We start from the raw sequence: 14,899 nt of genomic DNA on the forward strand, positions 1-14,899 counted from the left end.
ACATCATGCTCCTGGACTACGCATAAAGCTTTGGTGAAGGTCTGGGTGAAGGCCTGTAGATGGACTCCACAAAGAATAAACGCTGCGATTCATCACCAGTTGCTCTGTTTTGAAGTGCAAAGCAGACTAGCTAGTTTACTTCGCTTTGGGCAGATTGCGCCACCTGAGTTCCAGAACAGTGATGACAACTATATAAAGCACAACGATCACCAGCGATACTGCCAGGAAACGCTGCTCAGGAAAAAGATACCAGGCGACTACCACGAGCACCGTTCGTAATACGCCGTGCACTATGCCTACCCAGTGCTGAATGATCCAGCTGATTGGCAGCCACATCAACCCGGTGAGCACTCCTATGGTTAACGGCAGTGAGGTGTAGTCAGTCATAAAGAAAGGGATCGCAATGGCGTAAACCAGTACGGCCATGCCAACCGAGTACATAAACAGCGTATCAAAAGTATTTTTTGGCCGCGATTTATCGAGAAAATTTTCCCCGGTAAGTTTTGAAATAAACAACCCGAGGTACACAATTGACCCGGTGGCAGCGAATGTCAGCAAACTGACCGCAACCGGTCCCAAAAATAATGAACCTACAGCAACAATCAGCCAGGCAATTAATCCTGCAATAGGGGTAGCAATCAGACGTCGGCTGGCAAACTCAGCGCGCTGCTCCTCCAGACTACGATGTGGTGACATGGTGTTCTCCTTATCTTCTGTCAGCATAAAGTTTATTGATAGTAAGTGCCTGACAAATATGTAAGAAAGTGTAAAACAACGGCTCTTCTCTGATTACCTTATCGTCCTGATTAGTTAACGTTCTAGCGGCTATTTATCACAGTCGGGGGGGGGGTTCACATATAAACTTTTTTCCGGCACCTCAGTGCCGGCATTGCATCACTGACTGTAGGCGCCTACCTTTCATAGTCTGAGCTAAATACCGGAATGCTTATGCGGTCACGGTGATTGATTTACCTGATGGCGTGGTTATCACCAACGTGTGGGCCAAACAGCTGTCTCCCAAAGCCGGGCACACAGAATATGCCATAAGTCGCGAGGGTCAGGTGTTTAGTCAGGCAATGATAGTGCGAGGCAAAGACCAGCTACCAGCAATGCGCTTTGATAGCATATACAAGCGAGTGGCTTACAGCTATCCGAAAAGCGATGTCCGGGATAATTCACTATGGCTGAGTTACGCCGTTAATAAAGAAAACATTGCTGTCACCCGGCTAGTGCTGGAGTCACTTAGCGCTTCAGCCCAGTGCTATGCCAACAGACGGTGTAAACAGCTGTAAAGCAATTGCAGATCGATTGGCTTACCAATGTGCAAAGTGAACCCCGCAATTAAATAAGCACTGACATCGCGAGGCGACACATTTGCAATCAGGGCTACTATGGGCAAGTTCAAGGGCTTCGAAGCCATCCATTTCCGGCATCTGAATATCCATTAACACCCGATCAAAGCTGGCACTGCCAAGCGCTTCCCGCCCATTTGCAACAAATTCAAGTTCAACCTCGGTTGGCACCAGCATCGAGGCCAGCACCATTTGGTTAATATTATTGTCTTCAGCAACCAGGATCTTAAGAAGCCCCCCGGATAACACCTCTCGGTGTTTCCGGAGTAAAAACAGGCGAAGCTTCTTTTTACTTTTTCGTATAGGCCGCTATGATAACTATAGTCTGGCCGTTTACTTTGCCTTCGATATGCAACGGGTTATTGGTTAAACGGATATTACGCACCGGCGTGCCTCGTTTGGCAGTAAAATTAGCGCCTTTAACGGTGAGATCTTTAATCAGATGAACTGAATCTCCGGCTTTGAGCACATCGCCATTGCTATCCAGAGTAGGTTCCCTGTCGTCAATACCCGCTTTAGCCCATTCCAGCGTATCATCGTCAAGGTACAACATATCGAGCAAATCCTGAGCCCAGGTTTCGCTTTCTAGCTGTTTCAACATCCGCCATGAAACCACCTGCACCGCCGGCACCTGAGACCACATGGCATCATTGAGACAACGCCAGTGATTCACGTCAACAGCGCTCTCATCTTTTAACTGCGGTAAACAGGTCGAACAAACTGCTATTGCGCAATTATCTGAGTCGTTGGGTGATTCAGGTACCATGTAAAGGCTCAGGCCTTCACTGTTACCACATAACTCACATGCGTCATTTGCACGTTTAAATACTGCTTGTTCGTTTGCCATTGTTTATGCCCGAAAGTAAAAAAAACGCGAGTATAACACAGGCTAAAGATTTTATAATAAGCAATATACCCATTTAGCTTGCGCTATCTTTGTGCTCGACCCATATCAGTTTGGATGTATCAAATCCCAGCGCTTTTGCTTTGCCGAGTAAACTGTCCAGTATGTCTTGTGGCAGTTCTGGCGTTCGTGCCAGTATCCACAGGTAAGTCTTATCCGGGCCGGTCACCAGTGAATAACGGTAATTTTTTTTGTCCAGTTCTGCCACCACATAACTGGCATAAAACGGACCGAAAAAAGACACCTTCAAATGCCCCGTTTGCTTATCCTCAACAAAATAAGCCTTACCTTCAGCCTCATTCCACTTACCTTCCTCGGCGTTATAGCCACGGTTCAGTACCCGAATACCACCGTCATCACGCATAGAGTAGTTAGCCGTAATTTGCGAAAGGCCACGCTCGAAACTATGATCAAAACGGGCAATTTCGTACCAGGTTCCCAGATAGCGATCAGCCTCAAAGCCCTTTACTGGTTTAACGCCTTCTGGCACAGATGTACACCCGAAGACTAACCACACAGTGGAAAGGACCAATAAAAAACGAAACATAATAATTCCTTGTAACGAAAAGTGTTGTCAGCCCTCAATACGAGCGTCAACTAGGTTTGTATCACTTAAAGCTTTAAGATAGGGTGTGGCCAACATAAAAAATCGAAAACCATTATGCTAAAAACACAATTTCCACATGCCTCAAAGCTAATCTTTGGATGCATGGGGCTGGGCGGGAACTGGTCTCACCAACCCTACACAAAGGCCGATTTGAATCTGGCCACCAAAGCCGTTGAACAAGCGTTATCGTCTGGTATTACAGTGTTCGATCACGCCGATATCTATACCCATGGCAACGCAGAAAAGGTCTTTGCCGAAGTGCTGAGTAACCAGCCGGACTGGCGTGATAAAATGATTATTCAGTCTAAATGCGGGATCCGTTTTGAAGACAATCAGGGGCCAAAGCGTTACGATTTCTCTCCCGCATGGATATCCGCATCAGTTGACGGCATTTTGGGTAGACTGAATATCGAGCACCTCGACGTATTATTGCTGCACCGCCCGGATCCACTGGCCGATTTACCCGCGGTTGCAGAGTGCCTGACACGGTTACATCAGGCAGGTAAATTTGGTCATCTGGGTGTTTCCAATATGCACTGGTATCAGATTGACGCCCTCAACAAACTCCTGCCATTCCCGGTTATTGCCAATCAGTTAGAAATGAGCCTCGGCTACCGTGACTGGGTAGAAGAAGGTATTTGCACCAACAGTCCGCTCAATAGCCAAAATGGTTTTACACCGGGCACACTGGAATATTGTCAGCAGCACGGAGTACAGCTACAAGCCTGGGCACCGCTGGCACAGGGCAGGTATTCGGGCAATGGCGATACAGTCTGCCCCACCAGCAAACTGGTAAGCGAACTAGCCACCCGGTATGGCGTGAGCAGAGAAGCAATCGTGTTAGGCTGGTTGATGCGCCATCCCGCTGGCATTCAACCGGTCATTGGTACCACCAATCCAGAACGTATAGCTGCCTGCGCTGAAGCAGAAACGCTTACTTTGTCCCGCGAGCACTGGTATCAGTTGTTCGAATCCGCCCGCGGTCAGGAAGTGCCTTAATATGTTTAATGCTATTCACCACGTCGCCATTATTTGTAGCGACTATGCCGCCTCTAAAACGTTTTACCAACAGGTGCTGGGGTTTCAGTTAGTAGCCGAAAACTACCGGGCTGAGCGCGATTCCTATAAATGCGATCTGGCGTTAGCCGATGGCACACAGATTGAGCTGTTTTCTTTTCCGGGTGCGCCGGCGAGGCCTAGTCGGCCGGAAGCCCAGGGCCTTCGCCATCTAGCGTTTAAAGTCACGGACATCGATGCAGCAATTCAATATCTGACTGACCATCAGATTGAATGTGAACCGGTAAGGGTTGATCCTTACACCCAGCGCCGCTTCACTTTCTTCAACGATCCTGATGGCTTACCGCTGGAACTCTACGAAATTTAGTTATCCAGTAACGCTAATGCACCAAACAATCCCGAGCGGGTGTCCAGGCCTGGTAAACAAATAATGTTTTCCAGGCTTATCCCTTCGGGCATGACAATATAGTCATTGAGTTTACCACGGGTGGCCGCAATCACTTTATCAACCAGGCCATGCTTTTGCATCACTCCCCCGCCCAGTATGATTTTTTCAGCACTTAAGGTCACCATCAGGTTATGGCACATATCGCCCAATACTTCACTCAGACCATCCCAGGCCGGGTGATCATCGGCAAAAGTGTGTGAAGGCTGCGACCAGATTTTGCCTAACGCGGTTCCCGAAGCTAACCCCTCCACACAATTCTGATGGAAGGGACACACGCCATTAATACCAGCCGGAGGCTGCACCAGCATATGGCCAATTTCCGGATGCACCAGACCATGCAACGGTTTACCGTTGATTACTACACCGCCGCCCACACCGGTGCCCACGGTAATATATACCGCAACGGTTGTATCCTGAGCAGCGCCCCAGCGATATTCGCCCAGTGCCGCACCATTTACATCGGTATCAATGGTCACTTCACAATCAAGTTGAGCAGCGAGGTGACCGGCTAAATTGATCTGGCTCCAGTCTGGTTTCGGTGTTTTAGTAATATAGCCATAGGTAGCCGAAGCGGGATTCAGATCCAAGGGGCCAAAACTGGCAATGCCCATCTGAGTGAAAGCATAACCTGCTTCACGTTGCTGCTGAAAAAAAACCACCGTTCTAGCTAAGGTCTCCTCGGGCGTTGTGGTTGGAATACGTATTTCCGCCACTATCTCGCGCCCGGGGGTCACCACTGCACAGTTAAACTTGGTACCGCCGGCTTCTATTACTGCGTAGTAAGGATCGGTTAACGCCATTTGCTATTGCCTCAAAATTCTTGACGAGGTGTTAGATAAACCCGATAGCAGGTTCCGGGCTATCATTACATCGATTAGCTTTAAATACACACCTGTTGTGCCTGTTTATAAGTTGTAGCACGGTATAACGGGTTTGGCTTACTATCCCAACCGCCTTCATTTAACAAAAAACACACAACAGTAAAAACTTAACTTTTAAACTTAATTTAAGAAATTAGTAACCCAATAAACCTCTTATCGGAAAGCACTGACTTTCATTCGTTATTTACTTGTAAATTTCTTGATAAAATAACTTAATCGTTTAAGATTAAAATTAGCAAAGCTTAGTTTTGCTGTAAACAAATTTGTGAAACTTTTGTAAAACCACCTGAAGCAAGTCAGTTGGCTGGAGAATACTGATGAATTATGCGGCGTCGAGTGAACAATGCCTGAACAGAATACTGGCAGGGTTAGACTTATCGTTTTTGTCACAGCGCGACATTAAGCTCTTCACTAATCGCCTTAACAGCCACTTTCAAGAATTATTTACGCGTTATGTGGATGTCTACGGACACCAGTACGACTGTTATTATCACTTGTCACAGTTGGTCCTATCGCTTGCCATGGGGCTTAAGAACCGTAAAGCCGATCTGAAACGCCTGGATAAAGCCAGAAACAATGATGACAAGCTGTGGCACCAGCAGGCAAACCAGGTCGGTATGGCGTGCTATGTTAATCTGATGGGGCCCACCCTTACCGATCTGCAAGCCAAAATACCCTATTTTAAGTCGCTCGGGCTCACTTACCTGCACCTTATGCCACTTTATGCTTCGCCGGAAGGTGATAGCGACGGCGGCTATGCCGTGTCTGACTATCGCAAGGTCAATCCGATTCTGGGTAATATGAAAGAGCTCGAGGCGCTGTCTAAAGCGTTACGGGAAGCCGGTATTAATCTGGTACTGGATTTTGTATTTAACCACACCTCCGACGAACACCGTTGGGCAAAAGCCGCTCTGGCTGGCGACGCAAATTACCAGAACTACTACTACCTGTTTGATGACCGCACCATTCCAGACCAGTATGAGCAAACCCTGCGCGAAATATTTCCGCAGGTTCGCCGTGGCAGCTTTACCTGGAACGAAACGATGCAAAAGTGGGTCTGGACCACTTTTAACAGCTTTCAATGGGATCTGAACTACAGCAATCCGGCAGTGTTTAATGCCATAACCGAAGAAATGCTGTTCCTGGCAAACATTGGCTGCGCTGCCTTACGCCTGGATGCCCTGGCTTTCATCTGGAAGCAGATGGGTACCAACTGCGAAAACCAGCCTAATGCACACAAGCTAATCCAGGCTTTTAACTGCTGCCTGCGGATCACTGCACCGGCGGTGGTGTTTAAGTCGGAAGCCATTGTCCACCCCGACGAAGTGCTCAAATATATTCGTCAGGACGAGTGTCAGCTTTCCTACAACCCACTGTTGATGGCACTTATCTGGAACAGTCTGGCAACGCGCAAGACGCGCCTACTAACCAGCTCAATGCAAAAGAGTTTTGCCATAGAGCAGAATTGCAGTTGGGTAAACTATGTACGTTGCCATGATGATATTGGCTGGACTTTTGATGATGCCGTGGCTCATCAACTGGGCATTAACCCATACGATCATCGCTATTTCCTGAATCAGTTTTTTACCGGCCGTTTCGAGGGCTCTTATGCCGACGGCGTGCCATTTGCGGAAAATCCATCAAACGGCGATTGTCGTGTTTGTGGCTCACTGGCCTCGTTATGCGGACTGGAAGGAGCGTTAAAGGCCAATGATCAACAGGCAATTAACACCGCCATACGCCGCATTATGCTGGTGCACGGGGTAATTATGAGCATCGGCGGCATACCATTGCTTTATTCCGGTGATGAAATGGGTTTACTCAATGACTATAGTTACCGTGACGATCCGGCCAAAGTCCATGATGACCGCTGGGTAAATCGAATTGCCGTCACTACAGCACAAATAAACGACATTGAAGTGCCGCCGGCCCCCACTGATTCGCTCGAGCGAAAAACCCAAAAAGCGATATTCACCGGCATAAAACAGCTTATTACTCTGCGCAAAAAACACGCTGTGTTTGGTCAGGCCCGCACCCATATTTTACAAACTGGCAATCAACATTGTTTTGTGTACTGCCGGGTGGCGGATGACGGTCAGAAGCTGCTGGTCTTATGTAATTTCAGTGAGCACTCACAAACACTGGAGGGTAAGGTAATTGAAGTATTTGGTGGAAAGCCTGCGAAAGACCTGCTTAGCAACAGGCGCATTGATAGGGCCTCTGACATCCACTTAGCACCTTACCAGCAATACTGGTTATTAGGCTAAAGTCGAGTAGAAAAGGAGGCTCAGTGCCTTCTTTTCTGCTTTTTTCCTTTCCATAATGATCGCCCCCTCCCGTTAACCAGTATCTATCACCAATTTGGTTTCCGATCTACCGGTGACATTTCGCAGAACTGCTATACTTAACGTATGTTGAGTTGCGGTTCACTTTAATGAGCTCATTACTGAGATAATGAGGCGTCGGGTATCACTTATATACCCAGGTACAGTTAGAAGCAGAGCAACCAGCTTTTGGTTGTTTAGAAAGGAATCACTGTTTCAGCAAAACAAGGAGCAAACGGAAAATGCTAAGCCCTGCTTATTTGGAATATCGCTGTCCTCGCTGTGGATATATAAATGCCATAGCCAGAGAAACCGTTTTAGACATGTATAAGGAACAATCCGATGCGTGTCAGCACTGCCAGCAAAAACTCGAAATTATTGCTGCCAACGGTATTAATGATCAAATCAACCTTATCGTCTCAGAACAGGAAGACTGCGCAAAGTAATTGTCAGTAAACGAAAAAAGGGAATGCTGGTAAGGCATCCCCTTTTGGGTTTCAACTAAATCTTCGGTGACTAGCCGCCAAAGAACTCCCGGCGCAACTGTACGTCAGCCAGAAATTGTCCGCCCAGTGCCGATGTTTTAGTGTAGGAAAGACTATCGCGTATGCCTCTCGCCTTTACACAATAATGCGTTGCGTTAATCACTACCGCCACATCCTCAGTGCCGGTCAGCGCCTGTAATGCCACCAGCACCTGCTGAGTAAGGCGCTCCTGCACCTGAGGGCGCTGGGCAAAGAAACCTACCAAACGATTAATTTTAGACAAGCCAATCACGGTGTCCTTTGGAATATAGGCTACCGTGGCGGTCCCATCAATGGTGACAAAATGGTGCTCACAGGTACTGGTAAGACTAATATCACTTACCTGAACCGGCTGACCCACCTGCATTTTATTTTCAATCTGGGTGATCTTGGGAAACTTGCGATAATCCAGCCCCGAGAATATTTCATCGACATACATTTTAGCGATACGTTCTGGAGTCTCAGACAGGCTGTCATCAGACAAATCCAGGCCGAGCGTTTCCATCACGTCCCGCATGGCGTGTTCTATCCGCTGACGCTTTGCCTCGTCGCTCAAACCATTTTCTAGCATAGGTGTTTCCAGGCCCTTCTCTACCAGTGCTTCATGCACCAGCAACGCCTCTCTGGAAATGCCCAGCTTTACAGCATCGCGCACAACTACCGCTTCTTTTGCTAACATTCACTCATTCCGTAACAACGACTAACCCTGCTTATACTATCCAGACTGCAGATTAGGATTAAAATAACCTGTTAATTTGTCATTAAAACGATCTGCAATCCGTGTAAAGTCGTAATTAGTACCAAAATTATCGGAGGTATTTTTGTCTTTACCTATACTCATCACCGGTGGAAGTCAGCGTCTTGGACTTGCTATTGCGCAAGATATGCTGGCCAACGATCAACCGGTTATCATCACATACCGACGACACAAGCCGTCTGTCGACGCGCTTAAAAATGCCGGTGCTATTGTGTTGGAGGCGGATTTTAGCACCCAGGCGGGTATTTCGCGAGCAATAGAAGAAATAAAACGCACGGCGCCAACGTTGCGTGGCATTATCCATAATGCGTCAGATTGGGTGCCGGAAAACCCGGAAACTGCGCCCGGCGACCTGATGCATGCCATGATGATGGTGCATGCCAATGCCCCTTATCAACTCAATCTGGCATTGAAGGACGCTTTGCAGTCTGAAAACGGTATGCAATCGGACATCATCCATATGACCGATTATGTGCAGGACACCGGCAGCGAAAACCACATTGCCTATGCAGCCAGCAAAGCCGCTCTGCATAACCTGACCCTGTCATTTGCCAGGGTTTACGCGCCCCTCGTTAAAGTAAACAGCATCGCGCCGTCACTGGTGATGTTTAACGACCAAGACTCCCTTGAATATCGCGAAAAGGCGCTCAACAAAAACCTGCTGGGCATCGTCCCCGGCGCGCAGGAAGCGGTGAAAGCGGTTAATTACCTGCTTAACGCGGAGTATGTCACCGGCCAGACCTTACATTTAAACGGTGGCAGGAACTTAAAATAGCCAACATCGTCCGCCTAAGTTGTTGGCCCATAAGGGCCGACAGCGTATAATTACCCCGTTAAATACTTAATCAGGAAACACTGTGACCACCTCACTTATTCCAGAATGGAAAGCCAGCGAAGCGGTTATTCTGGCCTGGCCGCATCAGGACACTGACTGGGCACCGTGGCTGGAGGAGACGCGCCAGACTTATCTGTCTATCATCCGCATTATCAACGCCAATCAGGCCGGTGTACTATTGTTGTGCCGCGAAGAAGACATGGATGATGTGGAAAAACGGCTGGCGGCCGATGCCCGGGTTATGTTAATCAAAGCAGATTACAACGATACCTGGGCGCGGGATTTTGCTTTTTTGAGCTGCGGCAACCCTGAAGCTCCCTACCCGGTAGAGTTCACCTTCAACGGCTGGGGTAATAAGTTTGACGCCAGCAAGGATAATCGGATTAATCAACGGTATCTTGCACCATTATGCCGGGAAAAACTGCGTACCTCGTCGATTGTAGCCGAAGGTGGCGCATTGGAAATTGACGATAATGGTCACCTGTTATCCACCGCATCCTGTCTTTATAATCCGGCCCGTAATGGCCAGATGAGCGCCGACGCTTACCGTGAGGCATTTACCGCTTATCTGGGCTGCGCGCAGCTGTCAATATTCGCCAACGGGCATCTGGAAGGCGACGATACCGATGGTCACATTGACACCCTGGTACGTTTCACGCCCACCAGTGGTCTGGTGATTCAGGCAGCCGATAATCGCCCCGAAGACACTCATTACAACGGGTTGTCTGCTCTGGTGCAGGAATGTGCGGAGGCATTGCCGGATCATACTCATTATTTATTGCCATTACCGGCCATGTTTAACGACGATGGCGACAGGTTGCCGGCATCTTATGCTAATTACCTCATCTGTAATCATACCGTTTTATTACCGGTTTACGGTCAGCCTGAAGACAGTGAGGCAGTAGCCGTGATGCAACAGGCTTTCCCGCATCACGAAATAGTGCCGGTTAATTGTGCCACCCTGGTTCAACAATTTGGCAGCCTGCACTGCATTTCCATGCAGGTACCCTGTAACACCTTAAAAACCGATGCCATTCACCAATTAAACTCAGGAGTGACCCGTTATGTCTGAGCGCACCTTAAAGGTTGGACTGGTACAGCAGTCTGTCGCCGACAACGATAAAGCCACCAACTGGCATAAAAGCGCAGCCAGAATTGCTGAGCTGGCAGAGCAAGGCGCCGAGCTTATTTTACTGCAAGAGCTGCACAGCACCTTGTACTTCTGTCAGAACGAAGATACCGATGCTTTCGATCTGGCCGAACCTATTCCCGGCCCGGCGACCGCCTTTTTTGGTGAAATCGCCGAACAGCACAATATCGTGCTGGTAACCTCATTGTTTGAAAAACGCGGTTCAGGGCTGTATCACAACACCGCCGTGGTGTTCGACCGCAGCCGTGAGATCGCCGGAAAATATCGCAAAATGCACATTCCGGACGATCCAGGCTTTTATGAAAAGTTTTATTTTACCCCGGGCGATATGGGGTTTGAGCCCATTCAAACCAGTGTAGGCAAACTGGGCGTGTTGGTGTGCTGGGATCAATGGTATCCGGAAGCCGCCCGCCTGATGGCCATGGCCGGCGCTGAAATTCTGTTTTATCCCACCGCAATTGGTTGGGATATGACCGACACCGATGATGAGCGTACGCGTCAGCATGATGCCTGGCATACCATTCAGCGTGCCCATGCAGTAGCCAATTCGGTACCGATAATTGTGGCTAACCGCACTGGCTTTGAAACATCCCCTACCGAGGGCGATCCGGGTATTCAGTTCTGGGGACAGAGCTTTATTGCCGGTCCACAGGGTGAGATCCTCGCCCAGGCCAGTAGTGACAAGGAAGAAACCTTACTGGTGGACCTGGATATGACCCGTACCGAACAAGTCAAGCGAATTTGGCCTTACTTCCGTGACCGCCGCATCGACGCCTACGACGATCTGGTCAAGCGCTGGCGCGATTAACCTAGCTACCAGCAGGCAGTACGATAACCCGCTGTTCACACAATACATAGCACTGGCGTTGCGATTTAGGCGCCAGTGCCGTTAATACCTCATCCTCTATGTTTAACCCACCGGTGTACTGGCCGAGTGCTGGCATCAGCATCAATTTGTCAGTAACCACCAGGCTTTTGCCGCGAAAACGCCGCTTACCTGAAGCAAAATACGCTTTGGGATGGAAGTGACCCACAATCTGTAAGCCACCGTTATCCTGTGGAATATGCCGGCAATGAATCAGGCTGCCCTGCTGAGTGTGTAGCGGATAATTCTCGGCTCGCAGCCCACCCAGCGCTTCAGGTACCTGGGGATCATGGTTCCCTTCCAGCCAGACCCATTCCTTCACACTTAGCACTAACGCCTTAAGTTGTGCGACATCTTCGGCTAAAAAGCGGTCAAATGCATGAATATCATGGAAGCTGTCGCCCAGGCAAAGTACCCGTTCCGGTTCGTAGCATGCCAGCAAGGCTGCAAGGCTACGCAGCGTTGCCCGGGAATCATAGCGGGGCAGCGGCGAGGCATATTGCGAAAGGTAACTGCCTTTTTCAAAATGCAGGTCGGCCAGTAACAGGCAGTCCTGCTCCGGCCAGTAAAGCGCGGCGCGGCTATCGAGTAGCCATAAGCTACCACCAAACCGGACGGGGAATACCTGCCTGGCATCGATTAACGGTTGCAATTGGGTTGTTGATAGCATTTTCAGCCGTCACCCGACAGCAGCGTTCTGACCTCATCAAGCATAGATTCGCCTTCCGCATAGAGTGCCGTCTGATCAAGTAGCGCCTGCTCGCCAGCCCCTTTAACCTGCTCACTACGTACATCCAGCACAATAGGGATCGCCATGGGTGACACCTTAGGTAGATCTACAAATTGCGTTTTCCCGACAAATCGAATCAAAGTATCTGCCAGCCGCCGAAGATCGAGTAATTCTCGCTCGGCATCTTCCCGTGCAACCTTGAGCAGAATATGGTCAGGCTCATATTCTCGCAGCGTATCGTAAATTAAATCAGTAGAAAAGGTCACCTGTTTCATGGTTTTTCGTGTGCTGTGATAACGCTGCTCGGTTAGCCCGCTAACAATGGCAACCTGGCGGAAAGAGCGTTTAAGCATGGGGGCATTGAGCATCCAGTCCTCCAGCTCATCACCAAGAATATCGGGCTGGAATAAGGTAGCGATATGACCTTCATCCAGTGGCTTGAGCGCGCATACCGAGAGTCCATAGTCTGTCACACTGAAACTTAACGGCTTAAGGTCGAGCTTTTCCATCCGCCGGGTCAGTAACATACCCAGTGTCTGATTAGCCTTGCGGCCCTCAAAGGTGTAATACAACGAATAAAACGCCCGGTGGTAAGGAAACTGTTCGATAAGCACCTTATCGCGGGCGGGAATTCGCGAAAAGGCCTGTTGCAAATCGAGCCACTCTCGAACCTGAGCAGGCAAAGCCTGCCACTGTGCGGGCTCATTTAATAACGCCCGTACACCATCGGCCAGATAAGTCGAAAGAGGTAGCTGTCCTCCCACATAGCTTGGAATTTTCGGTTCTTTACCTTTATCCGGACGGGCGTGTAACTGCATATCCCGTATGGCTTCAAAGCGCAGCATTTCGCCAGCAAACAAAAACGTATCGCCCGGCGTAAGTTGCTGGGCAAAATACTCTTCCACCTCGCCAATAATCTTGCCCTGATTGCCCCGACGGATCCGCTTCACTTTAAGCTTACCCGCCTCAACAATCGTACCGATATTCTGCCGATGCCGCTGGACTACCCGCTGACTGGCCGGTTTAAAGGTGCCGTCTGGTTGTTGAGTTAGCCGCTGATAACGCTCATAACCTTTAAGCGCATAACCACCGTCCATACTGAACTGCCACAATTGATTAAACTCATCAGGTGCCAGCCCCTGATAGGGTGAAGCATTGAGAATTTGCTGATACAGGGTTGCAGGCGTAATCACACCAGAGCAGGCGCAGTTAATAATAAACTGCGGGATAATATCCATGGCACCGGGCTGTACCAACGCACCATCACGCGCGCCCTGACTGATAGCCTCAATGGCAGCCTGACATTCCAGCGCTTCAAAGCGATTGGCCGGTACCAATAGCGCCTCGCTGGCTTCCTCAAACCGGTGATTAGCCCGTCCGATGCGTTGTAGCAGGCGACTAACCCCTTTCGGAGCGCCAACCTGAATGACCAAATCCACATCGCCCCAGTCGATGCCCAGTTCAAGGGCGGATGTGGTGACAATTGCGCGGAGCTTGCCGGAGGCCATCATCTCTTCGGTTTTACGGCGCTGCTCTTTACTCAGTGAACCATGGTAGAGGGCGATAGGCAGAACCTGGGAATTTTCTGACCACAACAACTGAAACAATAATTCAGCCTGTGCCCGCGTGTTCACAAACACCAGGGTAGTCCCGGCATTAACGATGGCCTGATAAATATCACCAATCGCGTATTTTGCCATAAAGCCGCCAAAGGGCATGCGCTGCTCTGAACGTAGAATGTTGATGGCCGGCTTGGCCGTATCTTCAACCTCCAGCAACGCGGCGGGTTCTCCGGTAGGCCCCAGCCAGTCTGCCACCAACATGGGTTTAGCCACCGTCGCCGATAACCCAATGCGTTTGAACTTTGGTGCCAGCGATTCCAGCCGGGCCAGAGCCAGCGTGGTAAAGTCACCACGTTTGTTGCCAATCAGGCTATGAACTTCGTCGATAATAACGGTACTTAGCTTGCCGAATATTTTTGGCGCTTCGGTGTAAGACAACATCAGCATTAACGATTCGGGGGTGGTGAGCAGGATATGCGGGGGCCGTTTACGCTGGCGCTGGCGTTTATGCGACGGCGTATCGCCGGTGCGCGTCTCCACCGTAATGGGCAGGTCCATTTCTTCTATGGGGCGCAATAAGTTACGATGAATATCCTGAGTTAACGCTTTTAACGGCGAAATGTACAAGGTATGCAGATACTCAGACGTCTCGTGCTGCAGATCTACCAATGACGGCAGGAAGCCCGACAGCGTTTTACCGGCGCCGGTAGGCGCTATCAGTAGCGTCGACTGTTCTGCGCCGGCACGATTGAGCATGTCCTGTTGATAGGCTCGCAGTGACCACCCCTGACGGGAGAACCATGCGGTAAATTCGGCGGGTAATGGCAAACTCAAGAGAGACAACAAATCCGGTTGGTTAACTGGTAAGGATATAGATACGTCCCCGCACACAAAGCGGTTTAATACCGCGCTCAACATTCGCTATACTGCCCGTTCACTTTAT

At 49.5% G+C, this 14,899-nt stretch carries 16 protein-coding genes; 8 read left to right on the top strand and 8 right to left on the bottom strand.

Annotated elements, in window-relative coordinates; all coding sequences use genetic code 11:
- Positions 1 to 135: 135 nt before the first annotated feature.
- Complete coding sequence (locus AC2T0J_RS02785) at positions 136 to 696, bottom strand: DUF7010 family protein (protein ID WP_489808665.1); 561 nt, start codon at positions 694 to 696, stop codon at positions 136 to 138.
- A gap of 263 nt (positions 697 to 959) precedes the next feature.
- Here AC2T0J_RS02785 and AC2T0J_RS02790 point away from each other — a divergent pair, with 263 nt between their 5' ends.
- The gene (locus AC2T0J_RS02790; RefSeq protein WP_489808666.1) at positions 960 to 1,292 is read left to right on the top strand and encodes a hypothetical protein; all 333 of its coding nucleotides are present in this window, start codon (positions 960 to 962) and stop codon (positions 1,290 to 1,292) included.
- A 21-nt stretch (positions 1,293 to 1,313) separates the two neighbouring features.
- Here the strand turns inward: AC2T0J_RS02790 and AC2T0J_RS02795 are convergent, their stop codons facing one another.
- The 3 genes from AC2T0J_RS02795 to AC2T0J_RS02805 all read right to left on the bottom strand — a co-directional run bounded on the left by AC2T0J_RS02795 (position 1,314) and on the right by AC2T0J_RS02805 (position 2,803).
- Positions 1,314 to 1,601, bottom strand: coding sequence for a response regulator (locus AC2T0J_RS02795; protein WP_489808667.1), 288 nt, complete (start codon positions 1,599 to 1,601; stop codon positions 1,314 to 1,316).
- Between the two features lie 40 nt (positions 1,602 to 1,641).
- Positions 1,642 to 2,199, bottom strand: a complete 558-nt coding sequence (locus AC2T0J_RS02800) for a PhnA domain-containing protein (protein WP_489808668.1) — start codon at positions 2,197 to 2,199, stop codon at positions 1,642 to 1,644.
- 73 nt (positions 2,200 to 2,272) lie between these two features.
- Entirely contained in the window at positions 2,273 to 2,803 is a 531-nt protein-coding gene (locus AC2T0J_RS02805; RefSeq protein ID WP_489808669.1) for a lipocalin family protein, read from the bottom strand.
- A 114-nt stretch (positions 2,804 to 2,917) separates the two neighbouring features.
- On the opposite strand from AC2T0J_RS02805, the gene AC2T0J_RS02810 reads away from it, so the two are divergent.
- Together AC2T0J_RS02810 and gloA2 are read left to right on the top strand one after the other, a co-directional pair.
- Positions 2,918 to 3,862, top strand: a complete 945-nt coding sequence (locus tag AC2T0J_RS02810; protein WP_489808670.1) for an aldo/keto reductase — start codon at positions 2,918 to 2,920, stop codon at positions 3,860 to 3,862.
- Position 3,863: 1 nt separating this feature from the next.
- Complete coding sequence (gloA2, locus tag AC2T0J_RS02815; RefSeq protein ID WP_489808671.1) at positions 3,864 to 4,247, top strand: SMU1112c/YaeR family gloxylase I-like metalloprotein; 384 nt, start codon at positions 3,864 to 3,866, stop codon at positions 4,245 to 4,247.
- On the opposite strand, the gene AC2T0J_RS02820 is transcribed toward gloA2, so the two are convergent.
- Positions 4,244 to 5,128, bottom strand: a complete 885-nt coding sequence (locus tag AC2T0J_RS02820; protein ID WP_489808672.1) for an ROK family protein — start codon at positions 5,126 to 5,128, stop codon at positions 4,244 to 4,246. The two genes, gloA2 and AC2T0J_RS02820, sit on opposite strands and share 4 nt — an antisense overlap.
- 398 nt (positions 5,129 to 5,526) lie before the next feature.
- On the opposite strand from AC2T0J_RS02820, the gene AC2T0J_RS02825 reads away from it, so the two are divergent.
- Both AC2T0J_RS02825 and AC2T0J_RS02830 read left to right on the top strand, forming a co-directional pair.
- Positions 5,527 to 7,476, top strand: coding sequence for an alpha-amylase family protein (locus AC2T0J_RS02825; RefSeq protein WP_489808673.1), 1,950 nt, complete (start codon positions 5,527 to 5,529; stop codon positions 7,474 to 7,476).
- 299 nt (positions 7,477 to 7,775) lie between these two features.
- A complete protein-coding gene (locus AC2T0J_RS02830) occupies positions 7,776 to 7,979 on the top strand; it encodes a hypothetical protein (protein ID WP_489808674.1) in 204 nt (67 codons plus the stop codon).
- Between the two features lie 70 nt (positions 7,980 to 8,049).
- Here the strand turns inward: AC2T0J_RS02830 and folE are convergent, their stop codons facing one another.
- Positions 8,050 to 8,736, bottom strand: a complete 687-nt coding sequence (gene folE / locus AC2T0J_RS02835; RefSeq protein ID WP_489808675.1) for a GTP cyclohydrolase I FolE — start codon at positions 8,734 to 8,736, stop codon at positions 8,050 to 8,052.
- A gap of 142 nt (positions 8,737 to 8,878) precedes the next feature.
- Here folE and folM point away from each other — a divergent pair, with 142 nt between their 5' ends.
- The 3 genes from folM to AC2T0J_RS02850 all read left to right on the top strand — a co-directional run bounded on the left by folM (position 8,879) and on the right by AC2T0J_RS02850 (position 11,607).
- Entirely contained in the window at positions 8,879 to 9,589 is a 711-nt protein-coding gene (folM, locus tag AC2T0J_RS02840) for a dihydromonapterin reductase (RefSeq protein WP_489808676.1), read from the top strand.
- Positions 9,590 to 9,671: 82 nt separating this feature from the next.
- On the top strand, positions 9,672 to 10,721 hold the full coding sequence (locus AC2T0J_RS02845) for an agmatine deiminase family protein (RefSeq protein WP_489808677.1): 1,050 nt from the start codon (positions 9,672 to 9,674) through the stop codon (positions 10,719 to 10,721).
- Positions 10,714 to 11,607: a carbon-nitrogen hydrolase gene (locus AC2T0J_RS02850; RefSeq protein WP_489808678.1), complete on the top strand. Its 894-nt coding sequence runs from the start codon at positions 10,714 to 10,716 to the stop codon at positions 11,605 to 11,607. Before AC2T0J_RS02845 ends, AC2T0J_RS02850 begins: the two co-directional genes overlap by 8 nt.
- 1 nt (position 11,608) lies before the next feature.
- Here AC2T0J_RS02850 and pdeM read toward each other — a convergent pair whose 3' ends face one another.
- Together pdeM and AC2T0J_RS02860 are read right to left on the bottom strand one after the other, a co-directional pair.
- Positions 11,609 to 12,334 (bottom strand): ligase-associated DNA damage response endonuclease PdeM, encoded by a 726-nt coding sequence (gene pdeM, locus AC2T0J_RS02855; RefSeq protein WP_489808679.1) that lies wholly within the window; start codon positions 12,332 to 12,334, stop codon positions 11,609 to 11,611.
- A gap of 2 nt (positions 12,335 to 12,336) precedes the next feature.
- Positions 12,337 to 14,874, bottom strand: coding sequence for a ligase-associated DNA damage response DEXH box helicase (locus tag AC2T0J_RS02860; RefSeq protein ID WP_489808680.1), 2,538 nt, complete (start codon positions 14,872 to 14,874; stop codon positions 12,337 to 12,339).
- Between the last annotated feature and the right edge of the window lie 25 nt (positions 14,875 to 14,899).

The organism is Alteromonas sp. ISO5 (assembly GCF_058105165.1).